Annotated in this window: 17 protein-coding genes; 12 read left to right on the forward strand and 5 right to left on the reverse strand. The window is 38.8% G+C overall.

Annotation, left to right across the window (positions count from 1 at the left end; all coding sequences use genetic code 11):
- The first annotated feature begins 111 nt into the window (after positions 1–111).
- Together ACO05G_RS08375 and ACO05G_RS08380 are read left to right on the forward strand one after the other, a co-directional pair.
- On the forward strand, positions 112–1542 hold the full coding sequence (locus ACO05G_RS08375) for a TonB-dependent receptor (protein ID WP_348282172.1): 1431 nt from the start codon (positions 112–114) through the stop codon (positions 1540–1542).
- A gap of 81 nt (positions 1543–1623) precedes the next feature.
- The gene (locus ACO05G_RS08380) at positions 1624–3012 is read left to right on the forward strand and encodes a sodium-dependent transporter (RefSeq protein ID WP_348282171.1); all 1389 of its coding nucleotides are present in this window, start codon (positions 1624–1626) and stop codon (positions 3010–3012) included.
- Here ACO05G_RS08380 and ACO05G_RS08385 read toward each other — a convergent pair whose 3' ends face one another.
- Positions 3013–3822, reverse strand: a complete 810-nt coding sequence (locus ACO05G_RS08385; RefSeq protein WP_421765548.1) for a hypothetical protein — start codon at positions 3820–3822, stop codon at positions 3013–3015.
- 157 nt (positions 3823–3979) lie between these two features.
- On the opposite strand from ACO05G_RS08385, the gene ACO05G_RS08390 reads away from it, so the two are divergent.
- Genes ACO05G_RS08390 through ACO05G_RS08400 form a run of 3 tightly spaced genes read left to right on the forward strand, consistent with a single transcriptional unit; the run spans position 3980 to position 6207 of the window.
- Positions 3980–4207 carry a hypothetical protein gene (locus ACO05G_RS08390; RefSeq protein WP_421765549.1) on the forward strand — a complete coding sequence of 76 codons (228 nt, stop codon included), beginning with the start codon at positions 3980–3982 and terminating at the stop codon, positions 4205–4207.
- Positions 4208–4234: 27 nt separating this feature from the next.
- Positions 4235–4792 carry a DUF4136 domain-containing protein gene (locus ACO05G_RS08395; RefSeq protein ID WP_421765550.1) on the forward strand — a complete coding sequence of 186 codons (558 nt, stop codon included), beginning with the start codon at positions 4235–4237 and terminating at the stop codon, positions 4790–4792.
- Positions 4789–6207, forward strand: coding sequence for a Na+/H+ antiporter NhaC family protein (locus tag ACO05G_RS08400; RefSeq protein WP_421765551.1), 1419 nt, complete (start codon positions 4789–4791; stop codon positions 6205–6207). Before ACO05G_RS08395 ends, ACO05G_RS08400 begins: the two co-directional genes overlap by 4 nt.
- A 3-nt stretch (positions 6208–6210) precedes the next feature.
- Here the strand turns inward: ACO05G_RS08400 and ACO05G_RS08405 are convergent, their stop codons facing one another.
- The 3 genes from ACO05G_RS08405 to ACO05G_RS08415 are packed head-to-tail and all read right to left on the reverse strand — an operon-like array spanning position 6211 to position 8484.
- On the reverse strand, positions 6211–6801 hold the full coding sequence (locus tag ACO05G_RS08405; RefSeq protein ID WP_421765552.1) for a tetratricopeptide repeat protein: 591 nt from the start codon (positions 6799–6801) through the stop codon (positions 6211–6213).
- A gap of 32 nt (positions 6802–6833) precedes the next feature.
- Positions 6834–7622, reverse strand: coding sequence for a DUF3108 domain-containing protein (locus tag ACO05G_RS08410; RefSeq protein ID WP_421765553.1), 789 nt, complete (start codon positions 7620–7622; stop codon positions 6834–6836).
- Positions 7623–7671: 49 nt separating this feature from the next.
- Positions 7672–8484 carry a 2,3,4,5-tetrahydropyridine-2,6-dicarboxylate N-succinyltransferase gene (locus ACO05G_RS08415; RefSeq protein WP_348282164.1) on the reverse strand — a complete coding sequence of 271 codons (813 nt, stop codon included), beginning with the start codon at positions 8482–8484 and terminating at the stop codon, positions 7672–7674.
- Between the two features lie 24 nt (positions 8485–8508).
- Here ACO05G_RS08415 and ACO05G_RS08420 point away from each other — a divergent pair, with 24 nt between their 5' ends.
- The 7 genes from ACO05G_RS08420 (at position 8509) to ACO05G_RS08450 (ending at position 14569) form a co-directional block, all read left to right on the forward strand.
- Positions 8509–9606 (forward strand): hypothetical protein, encoded by a 1098-nt coding sequence (locus tag ACO05G_RS08420; RefSeq protein ID WP_421765554.1) that lies wholly within the window; start codon positions 8509–8511, stop codon positions 9604–9606.
- A gap of 96 nt (positions 9607–9702) precedes the next feature.
- Positions 9703–10377 (forward strand): metal-dependent transcriptional regulator, encoded by a 675-nt coding sequence (locus tag ACO05G_RS08425; protein ID WP_348282162.1) that lies wholly within the window; start codon positions 9703–9705, stop codon positions 10375–10377.
- Positions 10374–11288, forward strand: a complete 915-nt coding sequence (locus ACO05G_RS08430; protein ID WP_421765555.1) for a metal ABC transporter solute-binding protein, Zn/Mn family — start codon at positions 10374–10376, stop codon at positions 11286–11288. The genes ACO05G_RS08425 and ACO05G_RS08430 overlap by 4 nt, the downstream gene beginning before the upstream one ends.
- Positions 11285–12076 carry a metal ABC transporter ATP-binding protein gene (locus ACO05G_RS08435; protein ID WP_421765556.1) on the forward strand — a complete coding sequence of 264 codons (792 nt, stop codon included), beginning with the start codon at positions 11285–11287 and terminating at the stop codon, positions 12074–12076. The genes ACO05G_RS08430 and ACO05G_RS08435 overlap by 4 nt, the downstream gene beginning before the upstream one ends.
- Positions 12076–13362 (forward strand): iron chelate uptake ABC transporter family permease subunit, encoded by a 1287-nt coding sequence (locus ACO05G_RS08440; RefSeq protein ID WP_421765557.1) that lies wholly within the window; start codon positions 12076–12078, stop codon positions 13360–13362. The genes ACO05G_RS08435 and ACO05G_RS08440 overlap by 1 nt, the downstream gene beginning before the upstream one ends.
- A complete protein-coding gene (locus ACO05G_RS08445) occupies positions 13359–14201 on the forward strand; it encodes a metal ABC transporter permease (RefSeq protein ID WP_421765558.1) in 843 nt (280 codons plus the stop codon). Before ACO05G_RS08440 ends, ACO05G_RS08445 begins: the two co-directional genes overlap by 4 nt.
- Complete coding sequence (locus ACO05G_RS08450) at positions 14198–14569, forward strand: hypothetical protein (protein WP_348282157.1); 372 nt, start codon at positions 14198–14200, stop codon at positions 14567–14569. The genes ACO05G_RS08445 and ACO05G_RS08450 overlap by 4 nt, the downstream gene beginning before the upstream one ends.
- Here the strand turns inward: ACO05G_RS08450 and ACO05G_RS08455 are convergent.
- A complete protein-coding gene (locus ACO05G_RS08455; RefSeq protein ID WP_421765559.1) occupies positions 14563–15093 on the reverse strand; it encodes an adenine phosphoribosyltransferase in 531 nt (176 codons plus the stop codon). The two genes, ACO05G_RS08450 and ACO05G_RS08455, sit on opposite strands and share 7 nt — an antisense overlap.
- Positions 15094–15169: the final 76 nt, after the last annotated feature.

Genomic DNA, 15169 nt, shown 5'->3' on the forward strand with positions numbered 1-15169 from the left:
TTATCACTTTTACGTAGTAACAAAACCGGCCTTTGGTCGGTTTTTTTGTTTACAGGTTTGTTTTAGCCACAATTCAAAATAGCTTTGTCGTGGAGGCAATAGCTCCAAACAATGGAAGAGTTTAATAAAAAATTAACAACCAAAGAGAAAGCTTTACAGCTGAATTTGGATACCAGGATCTATGGCACAGTTGCCGAGATAGGTGGAGGACAAGAGGTAGCAGCATACTTTTTCAAAGCAGGAGCCGCATCTGGCACCATCGCAAAAACCATGTCAGCATATGACATGACTTTCTCAGATGCTATTTATGGAAAATGTGAGCGATACGTCTCAAAGGAGAAACTTTGTAGAATGCTTGACAGGGAGTATTCACTGCTGGATCAACGCTTAACGAACCGTGCTAAGAAGACCACTTTCTTTGCCTATTCTAATACGGTAGAGGTTATCAACTACAATAGAAGCAATGTTGGTCATGGTTGGATGGGAATACGATTTCAACGTCATACCCAAACTGAACCAAATGAATGCATCATCCATGTTTCTCTTAAAGACAGGGACGCAGAGTGGCAACAACAGGTGTTAGGAATTGTTGGAGTTAATTTGATTCACTCTTGCTACACTTACAATACACCTGAAGAAATAATTGATTCCTTAGTAGACAATGTACGAAAGGATAGGCTTGAAATAGATATGTTTAGTATTTCAGGTCCGGATTTTCATCACGTAGACAACAGATTGATGACGCTCAAATTGGTTAAGAATGGATTAACCAAAGTAGCGATGTTTGGACCAGACAAAGATGTAATTCTCCCTTCTGAAATTATTTACAGAAAAAACGCCATCGTCCTGAGAGGAAGGTTTAGGCCTGTAACACATGTGAATGTAGACATGATGATCACAGGAATGCGGGCTTTTAAGAAAGAGCTGGGACATGCCAAGGATATAGTCTCTGTTGTGGAAATCACACTCAAGGACTTAACGCTTGCAGGTGAATTAGATGAGCAGGATTACCTTGATAGGGTCGATTTGCTATGTTCACTGGGGCAAAATGTGATGATATCCAATTATCAGGAACACTATAAACTAGCAGGTTATTTATCACAGTTTATAAAAGATAAGACCTTGGGTATAATCATTGGATTAAACAACCTGACACAGATTTTTGATGAAAAGTACTATGACAATTTAGATGGTGGTATTCTCGAATCTTTTGCTCGTTTGTTTGGTAGTAATGTAAAACTCTTTGTTTATCCAATCATAGATTCTAAAACAGGGAATATTAAAACAGGTAATGATTTCTCGCCTGATAGACATCTTGAGAGCCTGTTCTATTACTTCGTAGAGAATCATAAAATACTGAGCATCCCCGATGCGAAAACGGACAACCTTCACATTATTTCTGATCAGGTTCTGGAAATGATCGAAAAAGATGAGGATGGATGGGAGGCACTTGTTCCAAACAGAGTAGCCGAGTCTATCAAACAAAATCATCTTTTCAACTATCCTTACGAAATCGAAGTAGACGAAGAAGATGCGCTTTAAAACCGCACATAAAAGTTGCACTTTGTAGGTACCCTCCTTTTGCTATATTTGGCGCTTTAACCTAAACCCTAAACTTAATATATGAGCGCACGTGGCAACTTTTCCAGTAGAATTGGATTCATTTTGGCAGCAGCTGGATCTGCAGTTGGACTTGGGAATATTTGGAAATTCCCTTTTGAAGTAGCAGACGGAGGAGGAGCTGCATTTGTACTCATTTATTTAATTTTTGCTTTTATACTTTGCTTTCCTGTAATGGTTACAGAAGTAGCCATCGGAAGAAAGACGGAGAAAAATCCCATTGGGGCTTTTAATGCGCTTGGTTTTAAGCGGTGGAATATCATTGGAAAATTTGGAATCCTTTGTGGGGTGCTTATACTGTCCTTTTACAATGTAGTTGCCGGTTGGGCCTTTGGTTATTTCCTCGAAATGATTATGGGCAATTTTGAGATCGGAAACGCATTTGGCTCGTTTACTTCAGACATTGTCAAAGTGGGTGGATATGCGATAGTATTTATGTTTACCACAGCTTATATCGTGTCTAAGGGTGTTTCCGGAGGTATTGAGAAACTAGCTAAAATCTTAATGCCTACATTGATTGTGATGATCTTATCTCTGGTTATTTACTCATTTACACTTCCAAACGCGATGGAAGGAGTCAAATATTATCTCGTTCCTGATCTTTCAAAACTCACCAACGTTAATACAATTGGTGGGGCCTTGCGACAAGCTTTCTTTTCGCTTTCTTTAGGTATGGGAGCTTTGATAACTTACGGCTCTTATCTCTCAAAAAAGGAGAACATCGTAAGCTCATCTGCTTTAATTACTTTGTTTGACGTTGGAATAGCATTCATAGCAGGTCTCATGATGTTCCCGCTTGTAGCTTACAATCTCGGTGGAGAAATGAGTAATGTGCAAGGTGGAGCAGGTCTTATATTTGTTACTCTTCCGGGTGTATTTGAAACCTTAGGTGGTACGCTTGGCGTAATTGTTGGGGGCTTCTTCTTCCTCCTCTTATCTTTTGCCGCTTTGACTTCAACTGTTTCGCTTTTAGAGGTTCCCGTATCGTATGTTGTAGATGAGTATAAGGTAAAGCGAAAACGAGCGGTGATCATTATGTCCGTTATCATCTTCTTAATTGGTATACCATCACTACTTGGAAATGGTTATAGTGAGTTTTTCACAAATGCTTTCAATTTGCCAGGTGGTTCTTCAGATTTTATGACCCTGGTCGGGTACATTACTGATGTGCTGTTAATGTTCGGAGGTTTTCTGATCGTAACATTCGCTGCATACGTATGGAAAAAAGAAAGTTTGGCAGATGAGATTTCTCAAGGATATCCAGGTTTTAACGATAGCATTATTAAGAAACTTTTGAACTTCTGTATTTCTTACTTGTGTCCACTCGTTTTAGGAATTCTGTTTATAGTGGTGGTTTTCAATAATTTCTTTGGAATAAATTTATTGGGTTAGCTATTCCTTTATAAAGGTCCCAGGATCTTTTCCATTAAAATATATGACGTACTGTCCTTGTCGGAGGACAGTTACGTCTATCTCTCGACCCTGACCCTCGAGTACAAGTTTTTGACCAGCGTCATAGATTTCATAATGTGTGGATCTTGATAAATACACCCGAGTTTTTGCAGACTTGGGAGAAAACTCCACAGGTTCTGGATAAAAATCAAAGTCCACTTCTCGAGAATAAAGGTATTTGATCCTGCTCCCAACTGGGAAATTGTATCTGAGGCGGTACTGATTTGCACCTTCTTCCAAATTTGGATAATAAGTATAATCAGCTCCTTCATACCTACCGATCGCTGGCTGAATCTCCTGATCAACCCAGACTCCATTCATCAGTCTTTCCACTTCAAATTCTCCAATTCCTGTTTCTCCTTTAGTCGACCATACCAGTGCTGAGTCAGTTAGTGAAATTGCTGAAAAACGAAAAATAGTGTGAAATAAAATCGCCTCGGGGTTGATGATCGTTGGAATACAGGTAGAGTCCCGATGCACAATCCTGATTTTTACGGGAGTATAAAGATCAAAATCTTTAAAATCTAGTTTAAGGGCACTTAATCGATAATTTAGAGCAACTTTCTTCTCATTGATTAAGACACTTTCTACACAAAAATCTCGATTTTGTTTATCAAAAGGATTTTGAATGAAGAGTGTTTTCCCTTGATATACTCCTGCCAAATTTGTTTCAACCTTTGGAGCTATCTGGGCTATAATGGCAAATACCACTAATAGACTAATTGTGAAAAAAAAGCTTCTTTTGATCATTTAATCAATTTGATATTACCGCCTTCAAACATGGTGCTATCAATGTGAAAACTATCGATTATTTCGATGAGTATACGTAATAACCCCGTTAAAAATTTACTTAATTGAAATAAACTAAGATTATTTATTGATATTTTTACACATCAACCAGCTGTGTATGAAACACCCTAATATGGCTGAAACTCTTCTTATATGGTTCAATCCTGATCGGCAGCAATATGAGACCGGATCCTATCACCATTATAGGTCTATTGCATCTATAAGTTCCAATGAGGATAGATTCGAAATCATCTCCGAGTTTAGCTCAGACACTGTATGTGTGGCAGGTAAGATTCAAGATGAATTAAATAAGGCCCGTACAAGCTCCTTTGCGCTTAACTTTTAATAGCTTAAATGCATAAATTAGCATTTAATGAAGAAATGGTTAATTCTGCTCATTCCCTTCCTCCTTTGTTGTAGCCCAAAAGTTGTTTCATATGTAAATGAAAAGGCTGCATTTAAAAATTATGAAACATTTAGAATAGTTAGCGCGAAGGCTGAGTCAACTAATGTGACTCCTGAAAACACGCAAATTTTCGACCTTATTAAAGAAAATATCCTAAATCAAATGGAGCGAAGAGAGTATCAGCTCTCCAATATTTCGCCGGATCTGACACTTAGGTATGAGGTAACCTCCAGTGCGAGAGTCGAAACCAACACCAATAGACCTAGTGCTTTCTATCCTTCTTACAGGATTAATTCAAGGACCATTTATGAATCTATAATACTGATTGAACTGATAAACGAAAATAAGAAACTCGTTTGGCAGGGAAGCTATGATTTAAGGCAAGAGAAAAAAGAAAAAAAGGCATCCAGGGCAATTGAGAAAGCAGTTGGACATATCTTCACTACATTTCCTTATAAAGCACGATCAAATCAAACTTTTGATGAGCTTAAAACATTAGAAAAGAAAACAAAAAATAAAGAATGACAGATTTTGGTTTTTGGTCTTTAATACCACCCCTACTTGCCATTGGCCTAGCCATTAAAACTAAACAGGTCGTCTTCTCTCTTTCTCTTGGAATTTTCGTTGGATACTTGATCATCCAGGAGGGCAACCTATTCGAAGGATTACTTTCAACCATTACTGCTTTTGTTGATGTCTTTCAAAGCAAAGGAAACACCCGAACAATCATATTAACGCTTATAATAGGCGCCCTTATTCAATTGATTAAATATTCTGGTGGTATCAATGGTTTCATTGCATGGGTGCAAAAAAGATTAGCAGGCCAGAGCAACTTTAAAGGAAAGATTCAGGCCACTTCAGCCCTAACTGGCTTTCTAATATTTGTGGAATCAAATATTTCAATTCTAACCGTTGGAACTATATTCAGACCTCTTTTTGATAAGCACAAAATACCTCGTGAAAAATTAGCCTACCTCGCGGATTCCAGTTCAGCTCCATCTTGTGTACTATTTCCATTAAACGCATGGGGAGCATATGTTATGGGACTGCTTTTAGCATTTCCAGAGGTAGATCCATTTACCACTTTGATATATTCGATTCCATTCAACTTTTATGCGATCCTGACGCTGATCTTTGTTTTTTGGTTGTCTTTTTCAGGAAAGGAATATGGAGAAATGAAAAGAATTACAGAGCGGCGTGAGTCAAAGGAAATAGGTAAAACAGATGAAAGTGAAGAAAGAACAAGTTCCCCGCTTAACATGGTGATTCCCATTGCAGTAATGGTACTTACTATGCCATTTTTTCTAATATATGGTGGTTGGGACGGAATGACAGAAGGTGGATTTGCCGATAAAGTGTGGTTTAGCATAAGTAATGGATCAGGTTCAGAGGCCGTTTTAAATGCGTGTTTCTCTGGCTTTTTGGTGGCCGCAATCATGTATGGCTTCCAAAAAATGTTGACAATCAAAACATTCATTGATCAATCATTTAAAGGAATGAATGACATGGTAGTGATGGCGGTGCTGATGGTACTAGCATTTGCCATTGGGAATTTGTGTAATGAATTAGGAACCGGAATTTATGTATCAAGGGTTACCTCATCCTGGTTAATCCCTGAACTTGCTCCTGCTTTAATATTTATCATTAGCAGTTTTATTGCATTCGCGACTGGAACTTCATGGGGTACATTTGCCATAATGATCTCAATCGGTGTGCCACTCAGCTTCGCTGTAGATGCCAATTTATACCTGGTTATATCAGCTATTCTGGGTGGAGGCGTTTTTGGGGATCACTGCTCACCAATATCAGACACTACCCTTATAGCTTCTGTTGCATCTGGGTGTGATCATATCGATCATGTAAGAACTCAGCTACCCTACGCCCTGTTTACAGGCGGTTTAGCGGTTATTTGCTATCTGATTTTCGGATTCTTTGTTTAGCAATTATTTACAATACTCCTTGATAGCACCGTTTGCTTCAGGTACTTTTAATGATTTTGCAAACTTAAAATCTTCGCAGGCGGAGCTCATACGTTCCTTGCCAACTTTAACTGCACCTCTATATAAATAAGCCTCACCAAAATCACGATTTATGGTAATTGCATTATCGTATGATTCAAGTGCCTGGTCCAAATAACCCAACTGATGAGATGCTCTTCCGGCAAGAAAGTGAGCTTGTGCCGAGTTTTCATTCAAGTCTATTGCCCTACCTGTGAAGATTAAAACCTTGTTGTATTCGCTAATGTTGTACGAGATTTTAGCCAGACTTAAATATGCACTGATATTTTTTGGGTCAAGTTCTATGATTTTTTCAAAGTCCTTAATTGCTTTATCAGCCTCGCCAACCTCCTCGTAAGATCTACCTCTATTATATAGACTCTTAATGTGATCAGGATGTGTTTCTAAATAAGAGCTGTAAGCGTTGATCGCCGCAACATATTCTTCATCTTCGAAAAAATCATCTCCGCTAATCGAATCTTGTGAGTTACAACCAATTAAGAGTGCAAACAGTACTAAATATCCTAAGTATTTCATGTAATTAATTAAAGTCGGCAAAAGTAGATGGATTATTCAAAATCAATGCCGCTTTTTACGTTTTTATACGAAGTAAGTTCGCAATATGCCTTTCCAAAGTTCATGTCTGCCTCTATTTTTAGTGGTAGCCTATTGGCATCAGCTGACACCCAAAAGGTAATCGCGTCTTTACCTTTAAAGACTTTATTCTTTTGCATAATGGGAATCACTTTGTGACAATAGATTTCTCCTACCTTGGTTTCTATCATTTCGATTCCCTGATACACCATTTCAAAATCATAAAATTTCTTATCAAAAAATGCGTCAAGTTGAATGGTATCTCCTTTTTTTAACCCTCGATAGTCAATGCTGCGGGCGTACATCATGCCTCCCATCATATCAAATACATTATTCTGATCAAGGTCAAAAAAACGAGTGGGCCTTGGTTCCTTTTCATTAGCTGATGAGCTTTCTACTTTAACCTGCATGGAATCGTAATCAAAATAGATGTGCTCTTCCAGATCATAGTCACCTTCAGAAAGGTCTCTATAGGAATAGTAGGGAAGAAAACTATCTTTATCTATTATCGCTCCCCACTTATCATCAACTTTAGAAAATGCACCTGCCAGACCTGCAGTGCCCCCCATCAGGCTTACCTCCAGACATTCTTTCCCATCCTTGGTTATGACTTCATCTGAGACTTTAAATGTTCCTTTCCCAATGGTAAACCAGCCATAAGACAGCTTAAACTGAAGTTCTTCTCCAGCGTTTATTGGTTTATCTTTTACTGTATTTTGAGCAGTAGATATTAAACCAAGAAGTAAAAAAGCAATAGTTTTCATGACTTTTAAAGTTGGTATGTCGATCATACTACAACTAAAATGCCATCTTTTACACTGAAACATTATTTTGTCTTAACGCTTCGTTCAATGAGGTCTTTTTATCGGTGCTTTCCTTTCTTTTACCGATAATCAGTGCGCAGGGTACTTGAAACTCACCTGCAGCAAACTTTTTAGGAATCGAACCAGGTATAACCACTGAACCTGGTGGTACTATTCCTTTATATTCTTTAGGCTCATCGCCAGTTACATCAATAATTTTCGAACTAGCAGTGAGAACTACATTAGCCCCAAGAACTGCTTCTTTCCCTACTCTTACTCCCTCTACTACGATACACCGTGAACCAATAAAAGCATTATCCTCAATTATTACAGGAGCTGCTTGAATAGGCTCTAACACGCCCCCTATACCAACACCTCCGCTCAAATGAACATTCTTACCGATCTGAGCACAACTACCTACAGTGGCCCAAGTATCTACCATTGTTCCTTCATCTACATATGCACCTATGTTTACATAGCTGGGCATCAATACGGTATTCTTTTGAATAAAGGCCCCATAGCGAGCTATGGCATGCGGAACAACACGGACACCCAATTGATCATAGCCTGATTTTAGCTTAATCTTGTCATGAAACTGAAATGGACCTACCTCTATAAGCTGCATTTTCATTAATGGAAAATACAATATCACCGCTTTCTTGAGCCATTCATTTACAATCCAATCCCCGCCTGATGGTTCAGCAATTCGACGCTTACCATTATCCAGTTCTTCGATGACGGTTTTAATTGCAACTGAAAAAGCCTTTTTAGTCACCAGAGAGCGATCTTCCCATGCCTCCTCAATGAGGTTTTTTAATTCCATGTAATAACTAATATTTACAGTGATATGCAGAAAAAGATTGTGATTGCCTCAGTATTAAAACCCGTTGATGACGTGCGCTCATTCTTGAAGCTTTCCCAATCAATAGCGAAAACAAATAAATATGAGGTTAATATCATAGGAAATGACTCGAAAAATGCAATTGAAATTTCGAATGTGAAATTTCATAGACATCAAGTTTCGAGAAACCAATGGGCAAATCGATACTTTTTACGCTTCCGGATATTAAGGTTGCTTTCAAAAATAAAGCCAGATTTACTCATCATCACCGATCACGAACTGATTGGTGTAGCAGTTATATCAAAGTTCATTTTTGGATGCAGAATCATTTATGATGTACAGGAAAACTACTACCTAAATCTTATTGGTATAAAACCTTCATTGCTTAAGACAAGTTATGCAAACCTAGTTCGGCTGAAAGAACGCTTGAGTTCAATTTTAATGGATAAGTACTGGCTTGCGGAACAATGTTACGCAAGGGAACTTCCATTCGTGAAAGGCAAGAGTTTGGTAATAGAAAACAAAGCCTTTGCTGTAGATCATGGTCCAAAAAAAAATCGGGGTAATAAAGCGATCTTTACAGGGACTATTTCGGATTACAGCAAGGTTGATTTAGCCCTTACCTGCTACAAGAAATTACTGCAATTAGATTCAAATTTTACCCTCCAGATCATTGGACAATATCACCATGATGAGGTAGAAAAATACTTGGTAAATGAATCAAAAAAATTAAAAGGTCTAAGCTTCAATATTTCAAAAAAAACGATTCCTCATTCTGAAATAGTTTCAGCAATTACTTCCGCTACTCTTGGTATTATTTCCTATCAACCCAACGTGGTAAATCGTTACAAAATCCCAACGAAGCTCTATGAGTATTCAAGATACCAACTTCCTTATCTGGTACAAAAAGACACATACTGGAGTGAGATTGGAAAAGGCCTGGGCGGAGCTATGCCAATAGAATTTGGCAATCCAGATCTTGAATTCATTCAAGAAAATCTTAAAAATTCATTAAAACTATTCCCAAAAGCATATCCAAGAGAAGCAACCTGGGAGTTTGAATCAAAGAAAATAATTAACTCAATTAAAAAATTAATTAATTGATATTAATACATCTGATTAACAGATATTTAAGTAATAGTAAAATTGTATTTCTAAATTTATTTTTAGATTAATCTAAAAATAAATTAACTTTGAATCATGATTTCAGAGTTGAGTTTTACAGAAGAAAATTACCTTAAAGCGATTTATCATCTTTCGTCTGAAGGAACGGATAGTGTAAACACAAATTCATTGGCTGACAGTATGAGTACAACACCTGCATCAGCAAATGATATGGTAAAAAGACTAGCTACCAAAAAGCTCATCGGTTATCAAAAATATAAAGGAGCTACCCTCCTTTCTCGTGGAAAAAAAGTCGCACTTTCCATTATTAGAAAACATCGACTATGGGAAGTTTTTCTCGTAGAAAAATTAGGCTTTAAATGGGACGAAGTTCACGAGATAGCTGAGCAGTTAGAGCATATCAAATCTCCTAATCTCATAAAACGGTTAGATAAATTTTTAGGATTCCCCACAATAGACCCACATGGTGATCCGATTCCCAATGAAGATGGTGTCATGAAAGAAACGATAAGAGCATCTGTTTCAGAGGTACATATTGGGGCAATCGGTATCGTCGTAGCAGTCAATAATGATGATACACTTTTACTACAGCATCTCGACTCAATGGGTATCAAACTTGGCTCTAGAATTCACATTCTGAACAGGATGGATTTTGATGGGTCAGTCTCCATTGCAATTGATGATGGGCAACCTCAATTTGTATCTAACACTGTAGCAGAAAACTTGATGATTACACTAATAGAAAAATGATGAAAGCGCTAATTCAATTATTCATTTTTTCAACATTGATCTTTGGCTGTAAAAGCAAAAGTGAAAAAACAAATGAGATTCCGCATGTTGTCGCAACAACCGGAATGTTATATGATGCGGTTATAAATATTGCCGGTGACAGAGTTACTGCTGAGGCAATTATGGGTCCGGGTGTTGACCCCCACCTATATAAGGCTACTCAAGGGGATCTCGCCAAATTCAATAAGGCAGACCTGATCGTTTATAATGGGATTCTTCTAGAAGGAAAGATGAGTGATATCCTCAGGAAGCTCGGAAAACAAAAGTCTGTAGTTGCTGCCGCGGAATCTGTACCTGTAGAGATGTTAAAATCTGCCATAGGCTATAAAGATGCCTATGACCCCCATATTTGGTTTGATGTAAGGAGGTGGAAGTATGCAGTTAAAGCTATTAGTCATGCCTTAATCAAACTTGACTCTGCAAACCAGTCATTTTATGAAGAAAATACCTCACGATACTTTAGCGAGCTTGATAGCTTGGATCAATTTGTAAAAGAACGCTTATCAGAAATTCCTGAGAATCAGCGCATACTAATTACAGCTCATGATGCATTTGTTTACTTCGGTGATGCTTATGGCATGCAAGTAGAGGGTCTCCAGGGCATTTCCACCGTAGCAGATTTTGGTTTAAAAGACATTGCTGAGATCATAGATCTGATCATCGAAAATGAAATCAAAGCCATTTTTGTAGAGACTAGCGTCTCGGAAAAATCAATAAATGCAGTCGTAACCGGTTGCAACGAAAAAGGCCATGAAGTTAAAATTGGTGGGTATTTGTATTCTGATGCTATGGGTGAGTTCGGTACAGAGGAAGGTACCTATATAGGAATGTTTAAGAGTAATGTGGAAACAATTGTAAACGCACTGAAATGATTCAACAAGTAGATGATCCGGTCCTGGAAATTCATGACCTCACAGTAAGCTATGATAAAAAGCCGGTATTGTGGGGGATTGATCTATCCATACCTCAGGGCTCTTTATGTGGTATTATTGGGCCAAATGGAGCTGGTAAGTCCACCTTGATCAAAGCAATCATGGATTTAGTTGACATGAACTCCGGGTATGTCAAACTTTTTGACCAACCGCTTGATGAGGTAAGAAAGAGAGTTAGCTACGTTCCTCAGAGGGAGTCGGTAGATTGGGATTTTCCAGCTTCCGTCCTGGACGTAGTACTCATGGGAAGATATGCAAAACTAGGTCTGTTCAAAAATCCAAGAAAAGCAGATAAAGAAGCGGCTATGAAAGCCCTTGAGATGGTGGGGATGGATAAGTATTCCAAAAGGCAAATCTCTCAGCTTTCCGGTGGGCAACAACAGAGGGTCTTTCTGGCTAGAGCACTCACACAAAATGCAGATATCTATTTCATGGATGAGCCATTTGCAGGAGTAGATGCGGCTACTGAAAAGGCTATTTTTAAAATTCTTCAAGACCTTTCAAAGGATGGCAAGACCATCATCGTGGTTCATCATGATCTTCAGTCCGTCGAAACCTATTTTGAATGGGTGATTCTACTAAACCTAAGATTGGTTGCATCTGGACCAACAAAACAAGTATTCACCCCTGAGCTACTTGAAGAAACCTATGGCGGCAAACTAACGCTTCTAACTGAAGTTGGTGAGTTAGTGAAAAAAGGAGAATTCAAGGCAAGAGAGAAGCAGTAATGGAAACCTTGTTAGAATTTTTCACTTTCAAATACCCAAACATCAAATACGTGGTGTTTGGTACCATCCTTCTATCTATAAGCTCGGCGGTGGTAGGCTGTTTTACCTTCATTAAGAAAAAATCTTTAGTCGGAGATGTTATCTCACATGCTGTTTTACCTGGCATTTGCATTTCATTCCTGATTTCCGGGAGCAAGGATCCTTTTTTGCTGATCATTGGAGCCTTTATCTCCGGATGGATTTCTATCATAGTCATGGATGCCATTATCAGGAATACCAAAATCAAGGAGGATGCGGCGACAGGACTATCCCTATCTGTATTTTTTGGTATTGGTATCTTACTAATGACCTATATACAGCATTCTGGTAACGCCTCTCAGAGCGGGCTGGACACCTTCCTTTTTGGAAAAGCCGCCGCTTTGGTTGGAAAAGACCTTATGGCTTTCAGCATCATAGCCATTATTGTTTTATTAACGGTCTTTTTTTTCTACAAAGAATTTAAGCTAATCAGTTTTGATCCGGAATTTGCCAAGGTCATTGGTTTACCCATTAAACGATTAGAAATGGTTTTAACCTCGATCACTGTTTTGGCTGTCGTTACAGGTATTCAGGCAGTTGGTGTGGTGCTTATGGCAGCAATGCTTATTACCCCGGCTGCCGCCGCAAGATTTTGGACCAACAGGCTATCTCGTATGATTTTGTTTGCGTCCGTATTTGGAGCCTTCTCCGGAATCAGTGGTGCCTACATTTCATATAGTGCGCCATCCATGCCAACAGGGCCCTGGATGGTGATGATTTTGTCGATCATCGCGCTATTCTCATTTTTCTTTGCTCCGGGTAGAGGAATTTTAATTAGACAATGGAGAAGATTCTCTATTCAAAAACAACTTTTAGAGGAGAATTTGCTCAAAACTTTCTATCGCATTGGAGAAAATAGCGGAGCTCATTTTAATCAGGTAGCCGTTAATGATATCCAATTGGTTCGCAACTTCTCTCCTGCACAATTGGCAAAGGGGCTGAGAAAACTTCGCGTTAATGGTTATGTGAAACGAACAAATGGCAATTGGTATTTCACAAAAGAAGGGTTTGAAAAAGGGAAACGTATCACACGATTGCACAGGCTTTGGGAACTCTATTTGACAAAATATTTGCGAATTGCTCCAGATCATGTGCATGAGGATGCTGATACCATTGAGCATGTAATCACACCAGAATTAGAGGCCAGGCTTGAAAAGCTATTAGAGTACCCTACTGAAGATCCACACTTATCACAAATACCAAAATGACAGATGCTTTTTGGATCATATTGACCGGATCATTAGTGGCTGTGAGCTGTGCACTCCTCGGCAGCTTTCTTGTGCTGAGAAAAATGTCGATGGTGGGAGATGCTATTTCACATTCAGTACTCCCAGGAATTGTGATTGCATTCTTCATAGCTGGAAGTATGCAATCTGTCTGGATGCTGGTAGGTGCAGGCCTCCTGGGCATACTCACTACTTTTCTTATTGAATTTTTCCATCAAAAGGGCAAGCTACAGACCGATGCTTCCATAGGTGTAACATTCACCTGGCTATTTGCGCTCGGTGTAATACTGGTTACTTATTACGCCGGAAATGCCCACATTGATCAGGATTGCATCTTGCATGGTGAAATTGCATATGTGCCTATTGACTTGCTCTATAATTCAGATGGCGACCCGCTTGGACCAAAGGCCGTGATTATCCTGTCATTCGTTTTAGGATTGATTCTGCTATTTATTTGGTTATTCTACAAAGAGCTGTTCATCACAACATTCGATCCCTCCTTTGCGAGTGCAATTGGGATCTCAACTTCCAAATGGCATTACGCACTCATGAGTTTAGTTTCTTTAACTACGGTAGCTTCTTTTGAATCAGTAGGCGCTATTTTAGTAGTTGCACTTCTGATTGCCCCTGCTGCCTCAGCTTACCTGATAACTAATCAGCTTAAAATGATGTTATTATTGAGTTCCGGCTTTGGTATATTAAGCTCCATCCTTGGATACTGGCTTAGCTACCTATTAGATGGGTCCATTGCCGGCGCAATTGTCACCGTTTCAGGTCTTATTTTCACAGTTTGTTACATCATCATCCGATTCAAAAAATGAAGAAGTTCTCTTATCTTATTTTACTCCTTGCACTTAGTTCATGCTATAAAACATTGACGATGGATGGTTTTGATAAAGAAAAATGGGTGAATTATGCACAAGACTGCAGCCAATATCGGCTTGAGATCTCAGACCTGATCGTTGAGAACCAGGAAGTGATTTTGAAAGGCACCCAAAATGAAGTAGAAAGTTTGCTAGGAAAAGCTAAGGAGCATGAACTCTACAATCGCAACCAGAAATATTTTCACTATCGATTGACACCACCCTCTGAATGCGGCGATTACGAAGCAGTCGAGTATCTCTCCATTAGATTCAACGCTATTGGAAGAGCTAATCTGGTTCAGGTTATGCTAAGAGATACTCAATAAGAGACCAATGAATGAATATGATCACTGTAGGTCTTCAGGTCCTTAATGCCATTTAGAAAACTTAACTCAACAAGAAACGAAAAACCAGCCACTATTCCCCCACTTACTTTTACCAACTCAGCAGCAGCAATTGCTGTCCCTCCGGTAGCAAGCAGATCATCGTGAATCAACACCTTTTGTCCATTTAGAATCGCATCCTTATGAATTTCCACCTCGGCACTGCCATATTCCAAATCATACTTAAATGAATGTGTTTCTGCTGGTAGTTTTCCTTTTTTGCGTATTGGAATGAAGGGTATTTTCATTTGTTGTGCCAAAGAGTTTCCCCAGATAAACCCTCTGGATTCTATACCAACAACGACATCAATGTCATGCGTACTCCAATATTCTACCAATTCATTTGTTATGTCAGCACTTAATTTGACATCCTTTAGTAAAGGAGTGATGTCCTTAAATGTAATCCCGGGTTTAGGGAAATCAGGTACATCTCTAATGGACGCTACAATTCTTTCGGTGATATTCATTCAGTTTTGTTGTTTGACAAGCGTAATAAGGCAATACGAATAAACCTAAAGGCCGAGAAACAACCAAGCATTGATC

This window comes from Ekhidna sp., from assembly GCF_965227465.1.
Lineage (GTDB): Bacteria > Bacteroidota > Bacteroidia > Cytophagales > Cyclobacteriaceae > Ekhidna.